Source organism: Peribacillus sp. RS7, from assembly GCF_041956845.1.
Lineage (GTDB): Bacteria > Bacillota > Bacilli > Bacillales > DSM-1321 > Peribacillus.
Map to the genome: position 1 here is coordinate 2,602,508 of NZ_CP168135.1, position 18,765 is coordinate 2,621,272.

General features: G+C 39.4%; 15 protein-coding genes and 1 riboswitch. Of the genes, 13 read left to right on the plus strand and 2 right to left on the minus strand.

Annotated elements, in window-relative coordinates:
* Positions 1 to 160: 160 nt before the first annotated feature.
* From ACDZ29_RS13200 to ACDZ29_RS13215, 4 genes are all read left to right on the plus strand, one after another.
* On the plus strand, positions 161 to 2,902 hold the full coding sequence (locus tag ACDZ29_RS13200) for a GTPase domain-containing protein (protein ID WP_289333596.1): 2,742 nt from the start codon (positions 161 to 163) through the stop codon (positions 2,900 to 2,902).
* 97 nt (positions 2,903 to 2,999) lie between these two features.
* Positions 3,000 to 3,105, plus strand: a riboswitch (SAM riboswitch).
* Positions 3,106 to 3,223: 118 nt separating this feature from the next.
* Positions 3,224 to 4,336 carry a sugar ABC transporter substrate-binding protein gene (locus ACDZ29_RS13205; RefSeq protein ID WP_289323545.1) on the plus strand — a complete coding sequence of 371 codons (1,113 nt, stop codon included), beginning with the start codon at positions 3,224 to 3,226 and terminating at the stop codon, positions 4,334 to 4,336.
* A 56-nt stretch (positions 4,337 to 4,392) separates the two neighbouring features.
* The gene (locus ACDZ29_RS13210) at positions 4,393 to 5,895 is read left to right on the plus strand and encodes a sugar ABC transporter ATP-binding protein (protein ID WP_375091000.1); all 1,503 of its coding nucleotides are present in this window, start codon (positions 4,393 to 4,395) and stop codon (positions 5,893 to 5,895) included.
* A 1-nt stretch (position 5,896) separates the two neighbouring features.
* Complete coding sequence (locus ACDZ29_RS13215; protein WP_289323547.1) at positions 5,897 to 6,901, plus strand: ABC transporter permease; 1,005 nt, start codon at positions 5,897 to 5,899, stop codon at positions 6,899 to 6,901.
* Between the two features lie 176 nt (positions 6,902 to 7,077).
* On the opposite strand, the gene ACDZ29_RS13220 is transcribed toward ACDZ29_RS13215, so the two are convergent.
* Complete coding sequence (locus ACDZ29_RS13220) at positions 7,078 to 7,701, minus strand: nitroreductase family protein (protein WP_251431985.1); 624 nt, start codon at positions 7,699 to 7,701, stop codon at positions 7,078 to 7,080.
* Between the two features lie 124 nt (positions 7,702 to 7,825).
* Between ACDZ29_RS13220 and ACDZ29_RS13225 the strand changes: the two genes are divergently transcribed.
* From ACDZ29_RS13225 to ACDZ29_RS13235, 3 genes are all read left to right on the plus strand, one after another.
* Entirely contained in the window at positions 7,826 to 8,176 is a 351-nt protein-coding gene (locus ACDZ29_RS13225; protein ID WP_289323548.1) for a helix-turn-helix domain-containing protein, read from the plus strand.
* Positions 8,177 to 8,503: 327 nt separating this feature from the next.
* Positions 8,504 to 9,487: a ketoacyl-ACP synthase III gene (locus tag ACDZ29_RS13230; RefSeq protein WP_375091001.1), complete on the plus strand. Its 984-nt coding sequence runs from the start codon at positions 8,504 to 8,506 to the stop codon at positions 9,485 to 9,487.
* Positions 9,488 to 10,116: 629 nt separating this feature from the next.
* The gene (locus ACDZ29_RS13235; protein ID WP_375091002.1) at positions 10,117 to 10,569 is read left to right on the plus strand and encodes a helix-turn-helix domain-containing protein; all 453 of its coding nucleotides are present in this window, start codon (positions 10,117 to 10,119) and stop codon (positions 10,567 to 10,569) included.
* 293 nt (positions 10,570 to 10,862) lie between these two features.
* On the opposite strand, the gene ACDZ29_RS13240 is transcribed toward ACDZ29_RS13235, so the two are convergent.
* Positions 10,863 to 11,219: a hydrolase gene (locus tag ACDZ29_RS13240; RefSeq protein WP_289318150.1), complete on the minus strand. Its 357-nt coding sequence runs from the start codon at positions 11,217 to 11,219 to the stop codon at positions 10,863 to 10,865.
* Positions 11,220 to 11,414: 195 nt separating this feature from the next.
* On the opposite strand from ACDZ29_RS13240, the gene ACDZ29_RS13245 reads away from it, so the two are divergent.
* The 6 genes from ACDZ29_RS13245 (at position 11,415) to qoxC (ending at position 18,765) form a co-directional block, all read left to right on the plus strand.
* Positions 11,415 to 12,125, plus strand: a complete 711-nt coding sequence (locus tag ACDZ29_RS13245; protein ID WP_375091003.1) for a hypothetical protein — start codon at positions 11,415 to 11,417, stop codon at positions 12,123 to 12,125.
* Positions 12,126 to 12,313: 188 nt separating this feature from the next.
* Positions 12,314 to 13,549, plus strand: coding sequence for a S1C family serine protease (locus ACDZ29_RS13250; RefSeq protein WP_375091004.1), 1,236 nt, complete (start codon positions 12,314 to 12,316; stop codon positions 13,547 to 13,549).
* Between the two features lie 268 nt (positions 13,550 to 13,817).
* The gene (locus ACDZ29_RS13255) at positions 13,818 to 14,132 is read left to right on the plus strand and encodes a hypothetical protein (RefSeq protein WP_375091005.1); all 315 of its coding nucleotides are present in this window, start codon (positions 13,818 to 13,820) and stop codon (positions 14,130 to 14,132) included.
* 1,084 nt (positions 14,133 to 15,216) lie between these two features.
* Positions 15,217 to 16,149 carry a cytochrome aa3 quinol oxidase subunit II gene (gene qoxA, locus ACDZ29_RS13260; RefSeq protein ID WP_289318146.1) on the plus strand — a complete coding sequence of 311 codons (933 nt, stop codon included), beginning with the start codon at positions 15,217 to 15,219 and terminating at the stop codon, positions 16,147 to 16,149.
* A 73-nt stretch (positions 16,150 to 16,222) separates the two neighbouring features.
* Positions 16,223 to 18,169 (plus strand): cytochrome aa3 quinol oxidase subunit I, encoded by a 1,947-nt coding sequence (gene qoxB / locus ACDZ29_RS13265; RefSeq protein ID WP_101224932.1) that lies wholly within the window; start codon positions 16,223 to 16,225, stop codon positions 18,167 to 18,169.
* On the plus strand, positions 18,169 to 18,765 hold the full coding sequence (qoxC, locus tag ACDZ29_RS13270) for a cytochrome aa3 quinol oxidase subunit III (protein ID WP_289318145.1): 597 nt from the start codon (positions 18,169 to 18,171) through the stop codon (positions 18,763 to 18,765). The genes qoxB and qoxC overlap by 1 nt, the downstream gene beginning before the upstream one ends.

Here is an 18,765-nt window from a genome sequence, read left to right on the forward strand (position 1 = left end):
TTGTTACCATATTGTTTTGTTAAAATAATATTTTAAGGTTTTGTAAATAATTTTCTTAACTAAAGGAACCTATAAAATTGCATGGAAGGTCTTCTGGAAGGCTTATCAAATCGGTAATTATCCTTTAATTGAAAATATGAAATATATCGGGGGAATAAAGATGGACGAACGGCTGATCGGGAAAAAATATTATGAAACGATGATTGAGGATACAAGGAAGCATCCCATTCAAGCTTTGGGTGAAATGTTTCTCGTGGAACAAAAAAAGGAAAGGGCGGATTTAACCGCAATTCGCTTTGCTCAAGGTGAAGTATACTTTCAGCACCATGATTATGAGGCAGCCATTTTCAAATGGGAAAACATAGAAGGTGAGCTTGGTTCATGGGCGAAGAAAAACATCGCCGATGCTTATTTTGAACTGGAAATGTATTCAACCGCGGAGGATATTTATAAATCCGTCGATACGAATGAAGCGGTTTTGAAAACGGAGGTTCTATTGCAACTGTTTTCCCTGTACATAGTGGAATCTAGAAATGATTTGGCTTCCAAAGTCGTGAAAGAAGCAGTCGAGTTTCAACCTGACTACCCGAATGTCACGGAAATAGCACGCGCCTTTTTTGAAGAACAAAAGGATTGGAACAGTGCAGTGGTATTAGCGGCAAATGAAAGTATCCGGACAGAATCAATGGGCTGGTTCGATGTGCTTAAAACGTATATCCAGCAGGGTGTTGCCCAATCGATGGATCCGGATTATTTTTCAACTGTCCTTGGTTCGCTATACACACTGGACCAGGATCGTTTCGAAAAAGTGACGGTTGCACTTTGGAAAAATTATAAATATACGGATTCTTATTTTGAATGGCTAAGAGTGATTAATAACTTGATAGATACCATCGAATTAAACCAAGGGGATGTATGGGATGAGCTTTCCGTCTATTACAGGGATGCATATGCAGGTCTATTAGAAGGAACGCACCTAATCAAAGATTTAAGCCCCGTCGTGCCAAGGTTGCTGGAAAACTGGCTGAAAATCGCAGATGGGGAGCTTTCGCTGTTTGCAGCGGCATCCGCGTTGTCCTGGAATGAAATCTTCCCGGATACGATTAATGCGCTTGTCATTCAGGATGCAGAAAGCCTGTTGGCAAAATCGCCTAAATTGGGAGGCGGACTGGAAGCGGGAGAGAAACTGTTCAATTCCATTATCCAATGGGCTGAAGAGAATGATTTAAGGGTTGGCAATAAGCTTAAATGGATGGTCGAAGGGCTTAAGGATACTAATAATTTCAATCTTCTTCTTGTGGGAAGTACAGGAAATGGCAAGACATCCTTCATTCAGTCAATTGTTGGCGAGAGCATTGCTGCCGAAGATCATTCATCCCTAGTCAGTGTCAAAGACGGGGATGATTTGGAAATCCTAGAGATTACAGATACAGATAGCAAAGTGGTCATGGAGCTGGCTGAATTGGATGAAACACGCCGTCAGCGCGGGACTATTGTCGATGTGACGATTATCAGTGACTACCTTAGAAATAATGGTCTGCGATTATTGGATACACCGGGGTTCAATGGGGAGAAAAGCGTGGAATCCGATTTCCAAGGCTATTTACATGGCAGTGATGGCCTGATGTTCGTTCTTGATGCCAGGGCGCCTTTCACCGGCAGTGAACGAGATCTATTATTGGAAATTCAAATGATGGCTCCGAAACTGCCTATCCACTTCTTATTGAATAAAATGGATACGATATATAGTGATCAAGTCGCAGTCCGGATGGAAGACGAAACATGGGATAAAGTGAATGCATATTTCCCGAATGCAAAAGTATTCGCTTTCTCCAAACTTTATGACAGCAAGCAGCAGTTGAAGGACCTTTCAGCATTCCTTCAATCGAATTATCAAGATGATAATTGGAAAGAAAGAAGATCTGAAAAAATCCTAGCGTTCATTCGTAAAACTTTATCTTATCTGTTAGAAAAGCGGGCAGCCAATGAACGGAAATGCGAGCATTCCATCTCTTGGAATGAACAGATGGAGGTCAAACTGAATGGTGCGGTCAATCAACTGGCGGATTTGGAAAAAGAAAAAAGTGAAAATATCATAAGGTCTTATCGTTCGCTTAAGGATGAAGTGAAAAATCAGCTTTCTTCTAAAATTCCTGAATTGCTGAGGGATTGCTCTAAATCGTTAACGGAAAGCAGTGATTTCAGTCAGGTCCATGTACAGTTAAACCAGGAAATGAATGAGCGGATTCAAGCATTCATTTCTGACAAGATCATGCCTCAATATTACCGTTCTCTTCAAGATTGGATTGCCAGTTCCCAAATGGAGTTCTCACAAAGCCAGCAGTTTATGGATGAAATGAGTGCCGGGTTCAATGAATTATACAAAGAAGAACGGATCACGCTGGCAGGTGACTTTAGGGTATTGGATGACTGGCGCCGTGATGCCGACCGGATGACAAGCAGTATCCGCATCGAAAACGTTAATATCCTTTTGCGCAGAACTCCATCACAATTGCTGCTTAAAGGAGCAGGGAAGCTGTTTGGGGCGATACCACAAAATAAAGCCAATATGTACAATCGTTATAAGAAATACCTGGAAAGTGAAGATTACCTGGATGTTGCCGAAATGATCACGGAACGTTTCCTTACCCAATTTGGATTGTTTGAAAAATCTTTGGATCGGGACATCTCACTTTTCTATCGCAGTTCCTTTGCCTTACTTCAAAAAACGATAGAGCAAACGCAGACAGAAATCAAAGACTACCAGGCTGCATTGGAGCATATGAAAGAAAATCCGGAAGTTTACCGTGACCCGATCACTTTGTTCGAAGTGAAATTACGTCAGTTGGAGAGACTTGAAAAAATCGAGAAAAAGCGTCTAGCCCAGCTGCAAAGAAAATGAAAAATAACGGGGAACATTTTAAATATTCGAAAAACTATTGACTTTACGACTATATCCCTATAAAGTGATAATTACGAAAAACGTAACACAATATATTCTCTTATCAAGAGTGGCGGAGGGACTGGCCCTAAGATGCCCAGCAACCGTTCCATTAGGAATTGGTGCTAAATCCTGCAAAACAGAAATGTTTTGACAGATAAGAGAGGGATAAGTCTGCAAAACAGCTGATTAAACCTCTCTATATTAATAGAGAGGTTTTTATTTTGGGACTTACACCAACTTAACTGATAAGACTAATAAGAAAATATGGAGGGGAACAAGATGAGAAGGTCTATTAAAGGGATATTCATTTCAGCCATCGCTTCGGCTTTGCTTTTAACGGGTTGCTCTACAGGGCAGAGTTCCACAGAATCGAAGAAAGAAGAAAAAGTATCATTTGAAAATGTCCCGGAAAGATTTGCTAATGGGGAAGGAGCCAAAATCAAAGTGATCCGTAAAATTGGCGGTGATGATCATACGGCCCAATACTTAGCAGGAGCGAAGGAAGAAGGAGAAGCACTGGGGTTTCAAGTGGATACATATACAGCCAATGGTGATACGGCTAAATTTCATGATGCGATCGCACAGGCTTTGCAGGAAGATTATGACGGCTATATCATCTCCCATGGTGATGATGCAGCAACAGTGAATGACGTTCAAAAGTTGGTTGATGCAGGCAAAAGCGTTGTTACATTCGATTCAATAAGCGATCTAACTAAAATAGAAGGCGTAACATTAACATCACAGGATGATGAAGCGTTGGCAACACTGGCTCTTGATAAACTGATAGAAGAACAGAAAGGTGAAGCGGCAATTGCGTATCTTTGGGTGGATGGTTTCCCTCCAATGGTGAGAAGAAATGCTGTTTATCAGGAAAAATTAAAAGAAAACCCTGGAATTAAAGAAGTCGAAAGATTCGGAGTGGCGTCTGCAGATACTTCGGTTCAAACACAAAATGCTGTAGCCGCAATGCTGAATAAATACCCTAAAGGTAAATTGGATGCCATTTTCGCAACATGGGATGCCTTCGCTATCGGTGCCGCCCGGGCAATTAAAGAAGCGGGACGCGATGAAGTGAAGATATACGGAATTGATGTGTCGAATGCAGACCTTCAGGAAATTCAATCAGCTGGCAGCTCATGGTCCTACACGGCAGCAGTCGATCCCAAGTTGATCGGTGCAGTGAATATGAGGATATTGGCGAAAAAATTAGCGGGCGAAGAAACGCCGCAAACCTATGACTTAGAGGCTTCACTTATTTCACAAAAGGAAATCCAAGCTTCAAAAGAAGCGGTAAATATGGCAAATCTGTCTGGTATTGTCGAAGGATGGGGTGTATCAGCGGAATTTGAAGAAGATTGGATGAAAGTTTTGAAAGATCATTATAAAAAGTAAAAGGGGACACTCTCTTTCCAGTGAAGGGAGTGTCTGTTCAATAAGGGGGAATGGACATGGGCACGCAACTAGAAATGAAGAAAATCTCGATTGAATTTCCGGGGGTGAAGGCGCTTAGTGAAGTTGATTTTTCTGTACAATCAGGGAAAGCCCACGCATTGGTCGGTGCTAATGGAGCAGGGAAATCGACGTTAATGAAAGTTTTATCGGGAGCCCATGTTCATTATTCAGGTGACATATTCATTGATGGGGTGAAGCAGGATATCCGCTCACCAAAAGAGGCGCAGGAACAAGGCATTCAAATTGTTTATCAGGAAGTGGATACGGCCCTCATCCCTTATTTAACCGTTGGGGAAAATGTGATGTTGAATGATATTGTCCAAAACATGGGAAAAAAACAGATGGTCCAATGGAAAGAGCTGCACAATAAAGCCTCTTGTATTCTTGAAGATATGAAAATTCGTGTCCCTTCGAAAAAGCTGGTAAGAGACCTTACCTTGGCTGAAAAACAGATGGTCCTGATAGCAAGAGCCGTTTCGACAGAATGCAAATTCCTGATTCTCGACGAACCAACTGCTCCGTTAAGTCATACGGAGACGACAGAGCTTTTTCGAATTGTAAATGAATTGAAGCAAAAAGGCGTGGGAATCATTTTCATTTCACATCGTCTGCCCGAGATTTTTGAAATATGTGAGGAAATTACGGTCATGAGGAATGGGGAGCGTGTCACTTGTCGAAAAATGGAAGACATCACCCGTAACGAAGTGGTAGAGAATATGCTCGGGAAAACCATGGAGGAACAGTTCCCTGAAGTGAATTCTTCAATTGGCGACGTTATTCTTGAAGTGAAGGGATTGTCAGATGCAGAGAAAGTTAAAAATGTTAGTCTCCATATTAAAGCAGGAGAGATAATAGGCTTGGCGGGGTTGGTTGGGGCTGGGAAAACGGAGCTGTGTAAAACCCTTTTCGGTCATACTTCGATCACAGCGGGTGAGGTCATCCTGAATGGCCGAAAGCTTTCTTTGAAATCACCGCACCATGCAGTAAAAAGCGGCATGGCACTTGTACCTGAGGAACGCAGGAAAGAAGGGATCCTTGTTCAGGAATCGGTCGCGGCGAACTTGACTGCAGCCAGTATCGGCAAATTCTGCAGAACATTTGGTTTCGTGGATCGTAAGGCGGAAAAGGAAAAGGCGAAAGAAATGATCGCCAGTATCGGAATTAAAACTCCTTCCGGGGAAGTGAAAGTCGAAAACCTTTCAGGTGGTAACCAGCAAAAGGTTGCCATTGGAAAATGGCTTATTGCCGATGCGGATGTATACATATTCGATGAACCGACGAAAGGGGTCGATGTTGGAGCCAAGAAGGATATTTTCGAATTGATTGCTAAGCTTGCGAGGAATGGAAAAGCGATCATTTATGCCTCATCCGAGCTTTCCGAAATCATTGGCATTACCAACCGGACATATGTGTTATATGACGGGAGCACTGTCATCGAATTCGAAACGAACAAAACGAATGAAGAAGAACTACTATTCTATTCAACAGGAGGAAAATAGGATGAGCGTACCCATTCCTGTTACACAGACAGTGAAAGCAAAGAAAAAGGTGGAGCTATTCGACTTTTTCTATAAATACGGCACAATATTGACGATTATCATTCTGATTGGAATTTTTGCCGTGTCCAATCCATCTTTCATTCAAACTACTAATCTGATCAACATCCTGCGTTCCATTTCAATCGTGACCATCATTGCGATCGGCATTACGATATCCCTTACGGTGGATGGCTTCGACCTTTCCGTCGGTTCCGTCGCATCATTGGCCAATGCCATCGTCATATCAATGTTTGTCTGGTTTTCGCAGGATACATTTATCGCCATATTAGCTGCGATCGGTGCCTCACTTGTCGTAGGGGCTTTAAATTCGTTCATGATCGTTAAATTGAGAATTCCCGACATGCTGATGACATTGGCCACCATGTTCATTATCCAAGGAATTGCCCTAACATATACAAAAGGGGCCACGGTTTCGCAAAATATGGTCATGCCCGATGGGACCTTCGCAACAGGTCTGATCAGCCCCCTTTTCGCCAAAATTGGCCAGGTACCATGGATAATCCTGATCATGGCAACCATTGTGATAGCGACCCATATCTTTTTGACTTATACGAAGCATGGTCGTTATATGTACATTATTGGCGGAAATAAGGAAGCGGCAAGACTTTCCGGGATATCGGTTAATAAATACAAAGTTCTTGCCTATCTGCTTTCGGCTCTATTAGCTGCAATTGGGGGGATTGTCCTTGCTTCAAGGGTCATGACATCGGAAATCAATTCAGGGTCCCCTTATTTAATGGATGCCGTTGCAGCAGCCTTCATTGGTTCCTCCGTTTTAGGAGCGGGAAAACCGAATGCCTTTGGAACCTTCGTCGGTGCAGTCCTGATCGGAATCCTTCAAAATGGGCTCATCATGATGTCAGTTCCGTATTATGCGATGGATATCGTCAAAGGAACAGTGCTGGCCCTTGCGCTCGCGGTAACCTATTACAAACAAAAACACTAAAGTGAATCCGTCACGTTAATATAACTATATGATAAGTTGCATGTGGATGATATAAGAGACTGGTAACTCGTGGTGAGTTTTAACGAAAGAATAAGAAGATAGGAGAAGAGGGTTCTTTTTAACCCTCTTTCCACACTAATTTCCAAATCCAAATTTTTAAAAAGTAATTACACTCACTATATTTTGTTTTTATAAATGACTTTGTTAACATCGTGTCTTACTGTTTTGTGACCCTCTTTAATTCCTTTCCCCATGGCAATAAGCATAACATCTAAATACCTATCAGAAATTTTTAAGGCTGACTTTAATTGTTCGGAATCATACCCGGACATTGTAATGGTTTCAAGACCTGCCTCGTTCGCCAATAAAACTAACGACATTGACGCCAGGCTTGCGTCTCTTATTAATTCAACCTTTAAATCTTCTTTTGATTTATTTAGATAATAATTGATTGCCGCGTTTGTTAGATAATCTCTTACTGATGCGTCAAAATAACCTTTTTGAAACTCATCCTCATGTATCATTATGATATTTTCTTTTTCAAATGCTTGATAATCACCTAATATAACAATCAGTACTGATGCTTCAATTACCTGTTGCTGATTAAAAGCAATGGGCAGTAACAAATTCTTTAAATATGGTTCATCTATAACCAGGTATCGTGTTGCTTGAATATTGTTTCCGTTAGGCGATTTACTGGCTCCTTCAATAAATGTCGCCAACGTTTCTGGACTAATTTTATAATGGGGATCATACTGCCTTACGGAACGTCTTTTTTCTATAATCTCTCTTACACTCATCCTGTTCACTCCCAATGTTATATTTGCTTCATAATCAGAGTATAATGGACCATGATGTAGTAGAAAATAACGCACAATAAAGTGGCATAGCCACCTTTATGTGCCTATTCAGGAGGAATGAGTAATGAAGAGTCTAAATACTGGAATAAATATTTTCATGAATACTGTAGGAGGAAAGTGGAAATGCTTAATCCTCTTTTTTCTGAGTCAAAAACCAATGAGGACGAAAGAGTTTTATATTCTAATACCGGCCATTACCCAGAAAGTCTTAACCGACCAATTAAAGCAGTTGGAAAGAGATGGACTTGTCCGAAGAGAAGTATATAAAGTAGTACCACCAAAAGTGGAATACAGTTTAACTGAGTTGGGTCAATCCTTTGTACCTGTATTAAATACAATGTGTGAATGGGGCACTACATATGCAGCCGAACAAAACCTCGAAAGACAAGAACAAATCTGTCGTCATCATAAATAAGTAAGAACTGCCTCTACTAGGAGTATGGCTTTTTTTTTTGACAAGATCAGTGATGGGAAGCAGGATTTATTCAAGCTTTCAGTATAATTGTAAGAAATACGTTATTAGAGGAAATGTCTTGAAGATGAACTTTTTGGCAGTCTCTCAAGAGATTGTATTAAACTAACAGGTGCTTTACTTTAAAGTAGTAGCTTTGCCCCGCTCTTTTTCTTATGGGTTTAAAGGAACAGGTAGTTGCATAAGATTTTTTTTACTTTATAATTAGTACCAGGTATTAATATCAAGTTACAAAATTGATGCAATTCATAAACACGAGGTGGCTATTTTATGTTCAAATCCAAAGCACGTATTACTGCGATAGGTTCTTATGTTCCAGAAAAAAGGTTAACAAATAAGGACTTAGAAAAGATGGTTGAAACCAATGATGAATGGATTGTTAAACGTACTGGTATTAAAGAACGAAGAATTGCACATGAAGAAGAGTTTGCTAGTGATATAAGTTATAAAGCTGTAAAGGATTTAATGGAACGGTATGATAAATCTGTCGAAGATGTTGATATGATCATTGTCTGTACCTTTACACCTGATTTCAACACGCCAAGTGTAGCTTCTTTAGTCCAAGCAAAGCTAGGTATTAAGAATACTGGAGCTATTGATTTAAATGCTGCTTGTGCAGGATTTACTTATGGGTTGCATGTAGCTAATGGATTAGTAACATCTGGTTTAAACAAGAAAGTTCTTGTTATTGGAGCTGATACTTTATCTAAAATTATGGACTATGAAGATCGAGCCACTTGTATTTTATTTGGAGATGGTGGAGGAGCAGTTCTTGTAGAATATGATGAACAGCAACCAAGTTTCATTTCTTCACATTTATATTCGGAAGGAGAAGGCGGAAAAAATTTATATAGTACAAACCTATCGACACGTATAAATGGTGAAGACTTGAATAATAGTGGTAACCTTGTACAAAATGGACGTGAAGTTTATAAATGGGCTGTTACTACTGTTCCAAAAGGTATGCAAACAGTGATGAAAAATACTGAATTTCAATTGAATGATGTTGATTGGTTTGTTCCGCATAGTGCAAATTTAAGAATGATTGAGTCGATATGTGAAAGAAGCGGCTTTCCTATTGAGCGTACTTTATATAGCTTAGTGGAGTATGGAAATACTTCTTCAGCAACAATACCATTAGCTTTAGATATTGGAATAAGAGAAGGGAAGCTCCGTAATGGTGAGAAGGTTTTATTATATGGTTTCGGTGGTGGTTTAGCACAAGCAGGATTGCTTATCGATTGGACGCTATAACTCAGCAAGACCTCCATTTTAATTTTAGGAGAATTATGATGGTGTAAAACTTGAGGTGATTCCCATGAGGAAATGGCTTCTTTTATAAAAACCGTTTGCGTTTTGCTATAGTGTTATTAAATTCAATTTGTAGTTTTATGATTACCATAATTTTAAAACAAGACTTGGTTATACTCCATGATTTTTGTCATTTATATGGGATGAAACCACAATAGATTGAAGAAATTTACGACACTCCTGCCGAATAACTGGCTAGCCGAGACCCCACAGCCGCATGCGGCGAGGAGGCTTGGCAGACAGTCAACGTAAAGGGAGTGGACTTCTGAAATCAATTGGAACGTTTATTAAAAGAAAAAAAGCAAACTGCTTCTTCTAATTTGCCTTCTGTCTGTGAGTGGCTGCACTTTTTGTTATTTCCAAAGTCGCCACCACTTTCGTGTTAACTGGCGAAATTTTTTTTGAAAATTTTAACTTTCTACAGCAGTTCCCTAAAATTCAACGGATTCCCTTGATAGATCAAGGTTTTCTACGTTGTCACTCATAAGTTGCATAGTAATGCGCTTATTACTATCTTTACTTTGCATAATTCCTCTCACAATACTAGGACTAGGAAAGGCGATGAACTCATTATGATTTTTAGCGAACGATTAAAAAAAGAACGTGAAAAAAGAAATTGGTCACAAAATGATCTTGCAGAGAAGATTCATGTGAGTCGCCAATCTGTGTCCAAATGGGAAACGGGAAAAAATTATCCAAGTATTGAAGTACTCATTAATTTAAGTGATTTATTTCAAATTACGGTAGATGAATTATTAAGGAGTGACGAGGAATTGAAAGAAAAAATAATACGGGAAAGTAAGCAGTTGGCATTTCCAAAAAGGAAAATGTTTTTTGATATCGTGTTATTAATAGGAGCATTTTTGTTAGTGTCTAAATTAATTATTTTTGGCCTTAACAAATTTGTTGGCACAGATATTACAATTTTAAAAAGTATGCCAGTTGTATTTAGGTTTTTACCATTTGCATTGATGGTCATTGGTGGTATTGGTTCAGATTATTTGAAAGATAAATATGTAGATTAAAAATAACTCTACCTAAAATAGTGATAATTGTAATTTCTTTTAAAGGAAATGCGCTTACAAACTTTAGGGATACCAGAGGAAAGAGATTGATCATTTTATAAAAACTGTACATTAAATCACAAAAAAAGAATCCATCTTTTTTCAAAATGGATTCTTTTTATTTTTCCTTATATAGGGAGAGGGAAATCTTTTGAGCAAACTTAGTTTCAATGCCAGAGGTATAGCCCGATATCTCCTTTAGGAGTCTTATCATAAAGGAACAGTACCTTTGAATTTTAGGTTCTGTTCATTTTCTATTTGAACTTTTGCACTTCTTCATTTCCCTCGAATTTGTTGTCTTTCAATATGCCGATTTCTTCAATATGGTTTCGCGCCGTTTCATCGCCAAATTTATAAATGAGGGCATAAAGCTTTTTCATGGCTGCATCGTATTTATCATTTGCCCGGTCATGATGATAGAGAAGGTATGGCACATGTGAACGGGCATATGCCTCCAGGTCATCTGTCCGGTGTTCCTCCAAGCATTGTTTCAATTCTGCAAGTTCCTCATCAGTTGCGTGTACAGTGAAGCTCGGGTTCTCTTCAAGTTTTTGTCCGAGTACATCGCCGCTGACCAAATCGACATGATAGGTCTGTTTTTCCTGCATCATTTTGCTCATCATCCTTTCAAGCGTTTATCTATTCTGTACCACTATTTGTAAAAAGTTAATCATAAAAGTAAACATTTACTTAATGAAAATGATAGGAAATAGAGGTATCGGATTTCATATCAAATGGTTTAAGATGGATTTATAGAATGATATGGAAGAGTAACTTTGAGGAGTGATATTGTGAAGAGGTCAATCATGGTTATTTTTATGGTGTTGATTGCTTCAGGCTGCGTAACAAGGAATTATGATTCCAATATGGATTTAGGGAAAAGTCAGTTGAATGAGGAAAATTATTTAGAAGCCCACGAGGCATTTGAATTAGCTTATAAAGAAGCAGAAACACCGGAAGCAAGAGAGTTAATGGATCTTTCAGGTTTTCTGGCGAGTGGAATGAAGAAATACGACGAACAGGATTTTGATTCGGCAAAAAGAGATTTTGAAGAAGCAACCGCATATAAAGCAAAATATCGGGAAGGGAAACTAATGGTTTTAAAGGCGGTGGAAATGCACCCGGTATCAGACACCGCCACGTTAGAAACAGTAGAGGGAAATGACGAAGTGGAACCGGTGGAGGAAGCAAGTGAGGACGGGACAATTGGATCCAAAGTAGATGATAAGGCGGCAATGGATTCAAAAGGAAAAGTAGAAACGGTAAAAAGCAAAGAAGGGAGTAAGGATTCGGCTAGTCCCTTAAGTAAATCTCAGGCGGAGAAGCTAGTGAAGGATTACGTGGACATGAAAAACTTTCCACATTTGCAAATCGAATATGATCATGATGCCGAAAAGGGAGATTACATTTTTCAAGTGTTCGAAGTGGATGCAGGCAGTCAGAAAAATGGCCACAAAGCTACTTGGGGCTGGTATGGTGTGAATAAGAAGACAAAGGAAGTGTATGAAGTCATGTAAGGCTATAATGTCGAATTGAAAGGGTCCCTGTGGAGGCCTTTTTATTTTGTCGTACTGCAAAATATCATATAGCTGGATTCGATAATTTTTTTTTGAAAAGGTGGCCTTATTCTTTATTTCTTAAGAATTTTTTAATATTTACTGTTTATGATTGAGCCAAGTAAAGGACAATCATAGGAGGGATAATGATGGAGAATAATAATGGCGATGAGCAAGTCAGAGTGAAGACAGAACGGAAAAAGGGCAAGTCTATTTGGCTAACTGGCCTTGTTTCCGGAACGGTTGCTTCTATGGTTACATCAACTGTATTTTTATTTGGCGGGGACTTTATAGATCAAGGGAAAAGTTCAGTGAATGAGTCAAGTCAAACGGCAGGTGTAGAGCAAACGGAAAGCGGTGAAAAGGATGGGAGTGTCACGGCAGAAAAGTTATCGACTAGTACGGATTCTAATGATAGGGCAGAGATGGTTGAATCAGCATCCAAATCGATAGTAGGGGTCGTGAATTTACAGGAGATTCAAAACCGGTACCCATACCAGCAGCAAAGCACGGGGAGCGAAACAGTTGAGAGCGGCACTGGTTCAGGGGTCATTTATAAAAAAGCTAATGGGAAGGCTTATATCATCACGAACAATCACGTTATTGAAGGAGCTAAGGAAGTCGAAATTTCATTGTATGATGGGAAAAAGGCAACGGCAGTGGTTGTCGGGGCTGATGCTTTGACGGACTTAGCGGTTTTGACAATTGATGCCTCGATAGCACCTGAGGGAATTAAATTCGGGAATTCTGATAGCATGCGTCCAGGTGAAGAAGTATTGGCGATTGGTAACCCTCTTGGACTTGATTTTTCACGTTCCGTTACACAAGGGATCGTCAGTGCTACCGGACGCTCCATTTCAGTCGATACATCGGAGGGGGAGTGGGAACTTGATGTCCTTCAAACAGATGCAGCGATCAACCCTGGCAATAGCGGCGGCGCATTGATCAACACCGCTGGGGAAGTGATCGGCATAAACAGCTTGAAGATTTCCGAAAGCGGTGTGGAAGGCTTAGGGTTTGCCATACCAAGTAATGATGTGATTCCGATTGTTACGGAACTGATTGAAAACGGAAAAATCACGCGACCGTATTTAGGAGTAAGCTTGGCCAGCATAGAAGAACTGCCACAGTATTATCTTCAAAATGTTCCTGAAGCTGCAAAGTCGGGTGTCATGGTTACGAGTATAGAAGCGGGGTCGGCAGCGGCGAATGGAGGGCTTAAGCAGCAGGATATCATTGTGGAGATTGATGGAACGAAAATAAAAACGTCAGCAGAATTAAGGAAAATTTTATACACAGATAAGAAAATCGGCGATAAAGTAAAGGTTAAAGTCTATCGGGGGACTGAAGAGAAAACGGTAACGATAACCTTACAAAACTCATAGATAGAAGGAAGGCCTCTGATTGATCATCAGGGGTCTTTTATTTGAAAATGTAGTTAAAAAGTTTTTAATAGTATTGAAAGTGTTGATATCGGAAAAAATGATAGTGTATTTATACTGTTTATCAGATTTTTCATATAGTCTCGAATACCTAAAAGTGAATAGCGGCGTATTCTATTTGTCAAGGTTTACATTATAGATATGTTAAAAAATAGAAAAGATTTGACAAATTTGTGAAATGTCATAAAATAGAAAGAAAGGGGATGAAATTATGGAAGCTAATCAGAAGATGTTGGATGCAGTGAAATGGGTATCGGGCACAGGTTGCGTAATCGGAATTATTATTTTTGCTTTAAGTTTTTTTGTAAGCGATTACAATAAGGATTATATATTTACCGCTGTTGGAATCGCCATCACACTAAGCGCAGCTGCCATTTTTCTAGTTGGTATATTTTTTGTCCTGACAGAAGAAATGGTAATGAATACACATAAAGGCAAAAGAATTGATTCGGAAACGACTAAAATCATAAAAATGAAATCAAAGGCTAAAACTCAAACAAAAAGAAGTACAGAATTCAGTAACTAAAACGAGGAATTTAGCGTAATAAACTGGCTTTCTATCATCAGATTCACTTGTATGGATGAACAAAACGAGTTGTTCGTTGGCTTGAAGAATCTGAGCCAATTTAACCCCAAGTATTGAATGCGCTTTCATTCTGTGTGTTGCTTGTACATCCAAACCAAACTGCCTGCACGCCAGGAACTTCTCACCTTGAATATTGAACTATATCCACGAGAAAAGGACACTTTTAAAAAGTCCTTTTTTCGTGGTTTTTTTTATGTGTTTTTACCTGAAGATACAAAAGGGAAGCACGTATCAATATGGGGGGTATTGAGTAAAGAGTTTCCAAAAGGTGGAGTTGATTGAACACCAAATGTACTTATTAAAAAATGGTTTTTGTCCTGTCCTCTGACTGATAAACTTGAACAGTTGCAACAGGTTGATTGACCCCTGAATTACTTCACCCCACGACTACTGCTAAACGGCTGTTTAGGAATACTGAGGGCAATAAAATAAGTATTGCGAGGAGAAAGAACCCAATTACATTTCACGCTCGTTGTTTCCTTATATATATATAATAATGACCTGTGTTGGATCATTAGGGTATTGAAGCATGGATGCAAGATCGTGTACAATGCGGCTACCATTTAAAACCTTCCATGGCCGAGTGAAAAAAATCCGCTTTAAATCTTGTTTTCCAACGATAGATACCTAATTAACAGGATAGGTAATATAATTCATAATCTTAATAAGTCTTGAGGCAATAAACGCGGTGAATATAATGTGAAAATTTTATTTCATTATATTAGAGTAATATTAAACGGAAAGTGGATCAGTTCTATCTGCAATCCTGTACTGATAAGTGAAGTTTCCGTAGGTAAGTTATTAAACATTTATTATATTTCATTTGCTGAAGATTTTCGAACATTTCAGTTCATTTACCATCTTCTTACTGCTCTTTAATGAACTTTATGTGACAGATGTCACTTTATATTGTCTTTTTTTACACTTGGGATTAATATTGGTATGTCGGGGTTTGTGAACATGGTAACACTTTGTCCGAATAATTACCAATAGGAATTTTAATATGTAAGAAAGGGGTAGTACTATGAAAATAAAATGGGCTCTATTAACTATACTTTTTACAATTGCCACTGTGCTAACCGGTTGCGATAACCCATTAATGGTCTTGGACCCTAAAGGGCCAGTAGCTGCAACACAAGCAGATGTTATTATGATTTCGATATGGACAATGGCCTTTGTCGTCCTTGTCGTTATGGTACTGTATATCTTCATGATAATGAAATATCGTGCTTCCAAACAGCGTGATGATTATGAACCACCTCATATTGAAGGAAGTAAGGTTCTTGAAATAATTTGGGTAGCGATCCCGATTTTAATCGTCGCTTTCCTATCCGTTGTTACTGTTAAAACAACAAATGAAGTTGAGGCAACACCTAAAGGATACGGAGATCAAGAACCTTTAATTATTTACGCTTCATCTTCCAACTGGAAGTGGCATTTTAGTTATCCGGAAGAAGATATCGAAACAGTTAACTATCTGTTTTTACCGACTAACCGACCAATTGAATTTAAACTTTATTCTTATGGTCCAATCTCGAGTTTCTGGATTCCGCAACTTGGAGGACAAAAATACGCGATGTCGAACATGGTTAATACGTTGCACTTAGCAGCTGATGTACCAGGAGAGTATATGGGTCGAAATTCAAACTTCAGTGGTTCAGGTTTTGCTCAGCAAACGTTTAACGTTAATGTACTGTCTGCAAAAGAATACGATAAGTGGGTAGATGAAATTAAAGCTACTGCTGAACCGATTACTGAGAAAAAATTCAATGAATTATTAGAACCTGGTCATGTGGGACAATCCACATACACTGGAACTCACTTAGAGTTTTCTCCAGCTCCTGAAGGGGAACATGCTGGTCATGGTAACCACGGATCTTCTGATACTGAAGAAAGTGATTCCAAGGATTCACACGAGGAACATTCAGAACACAGCAACATGAATCATGATCACTAAGAATTAATTTCGTTCGATAAAACATCTAAGTTTACAAGATAAGGAATATTTTCCTGAAAGGAGTCACAAAAGTATGGATTACTTTGATCGATTTGCCGTACCTCATCCAAGTCCTGCGATTTATGCATCCATGGTTGCCATTGGCTTAACCATGATTGCGGTTGTTGCCGGAATTACCTATTTTAAAAAATGGGGTTACTTATGGCGTGAGTGGTTAACAACGGTTGACCATAAACGTATTGGTATCATGTACATCTTGGCAGCACTGCTTATGCTCTTCCGTGGTGGCGTTGATGCTCTCATGATGCGTGCTCAAACGGCTATTCCAGATAACGGTCTTTTGGATGGGCAGCATTATAATGAGGTATTTACAACACATGGGGTTGTCATGATCCTGTTCATGGCTATGCCATTTATCATTGGGTTAATGAACATTGTCACACCATTACAAATTGGAGCGCGTGACGTAGCATTCCCACGTCTAAACGCAGTAAGCTTCTGGTTATTCTTCATGGGGGCAATGCTATTTAACATCTCTTTCGTAGTTGGTGGTTCTCCTGATGCAGGTTGGACATCTTACTTCCCGCTGGCAAGTAATGATTTCAGTGAATCAGTTGGTTCGAACTATTACGCGATTGCAATTCAAATAGCTGGTATCGGTACATTACTGACTGGTATCAACTTTATCGTAACAATCTTGAAAATGAGAGCACCTGGTATGAACTTAATGAAAATGCCAATGTTCACATGGTCTATCTTGATCACAAACTTCATTATCGTTTTCGCTTTCCCTGTATTGACAGTGGCACTTGCGTTGATGACAATGGATCGTCTATTCGGAACTCAATTCTTTACGATGGCCAATGGCGGTAGCGATATGCTTTGGGCGAACTTGTTCTGGGTTTGGGGACATCCTGAAGTTTATATAGTAATACTTCCAGCTTTCGGTATTTATAGTGAAATCATTTCGACATTTGCACGTCGTAACCTGTACGGATATAATTCGATGGTTATCTCCATGGTAGCTATTTCTACTCTATCTTTCATTGTATGGGCTCACCATTTCTATACAATGGGTCACGGTGCAATGGTTAATGGTATCTTCTCGATTACCACAATGGCAATTGCCGTTCCGACCGGTGTTAAGATTTTCAACTGGTTGTTCACACTTTGGAAAGGTAAAATCGTTTTTACCGTCCCAATGTTATACTCGTTAGCTTTCATTCCGATTTTCACTCTCGGTGGGGTAACTGGGGTTATGCTTGCAATGGCAAGTGCTGACTACCAATACCACAATACAATGTTCTTAGTAGCTCACTTCCATTACGTTTTAATCCCTGGTACTGTATTTGCCGTACTTGCTGGTTTTACGTACTGGTGGCCAAAAATGTTTGGCTTCATGTTGAGCGAAAAAATTGGGAAATGGTCGTTCTGGTTCATTACAATCGGCTTTAATGTAACATTCTTCCCGATGTTCATCACTGGTTTAGATGGGCAGGCACGTCGTATGTATACGTACTCTGAATCAACGGGCTATGGTCCATTGAATATGCTTTCTTTCGTTGGAGCAATTGGCTTAGCAATAGGTTTTGCACTTATTGTGTACAATATCTATTGGAGCACTCGTTATGCATCAAGAAATATTTCAAACGATCCATGGGATGCACGTTCTCTAGAGTGGGCTACCCATACACCAATTCCAGAATATAACTTTGCAATTGTGCCTACAGTTGATTCTACAGAAGCATTCTGGGATTCTAAGAAAAAGGGCTTTAAATTATTTGGTGGTAAAGTAGAAAAGATTCATATGCCAAATAACAGTGGCGTGCCGTTTATCATGAGCTGTATCTTCTTCGTTTGGGGCTTTGCAATGGTATTCAGCATGTGGATCATTGCAATCATTGCAACGATCGGTATCTTTGCTTGTATGATTCACCGTTCATTCGAAAAAGATCACGGACGTTATATCTCTGTTGAAGAGATCGAAGAAACTGAAAATAAATTGCGAGGTGCTAAGTAATGAAAATAGATAACTCGCTGCCACTAGAATATAGCACGGAAGAAAATCGCTTAAAGATTTTTGGATTTTGGATTTTCCTTGGGGCAGAAATAGCTCTTTTCGCTACACTGTTCGCCACTTATTTTGTATTAGTTGATGGAACTGGAAATGGTCCAACAGGGGAACATCTTTTTAAAGTCCCAACCTTAATGTTTCAAACAATCTTTCTTTTAACTAGTAGTTTTACCATAGGTCTTGGAATCAATGCAATGAGACTTGGCAGGCAGAAAGCAACGATTGGTTTCTTCATTATCACCCTTATTCTTGGTTTAGGCTTCTTGGGAGTCGAAATTTATGAATTCGTTGAGTATGTACATGAAGGAGCAACCATTCAAACCAGTGCTTTCTTATCTAGTTTGTTTACATTACTAGGTACGCATGGAGCTCACGTTACACTTGGTTTATTCTGGGGAACCTTCATCGTCATGCAGATTAAAAAGCGCGGTATGACTCCAGAAACAACAAACAAGGCTTTCATCTTTTCACTTTACTGGCATTTCTTGGACGTTGTCTGGATCTTCATCTTCAGTTTCGTCTACCTGAAAGGAATGATGTAA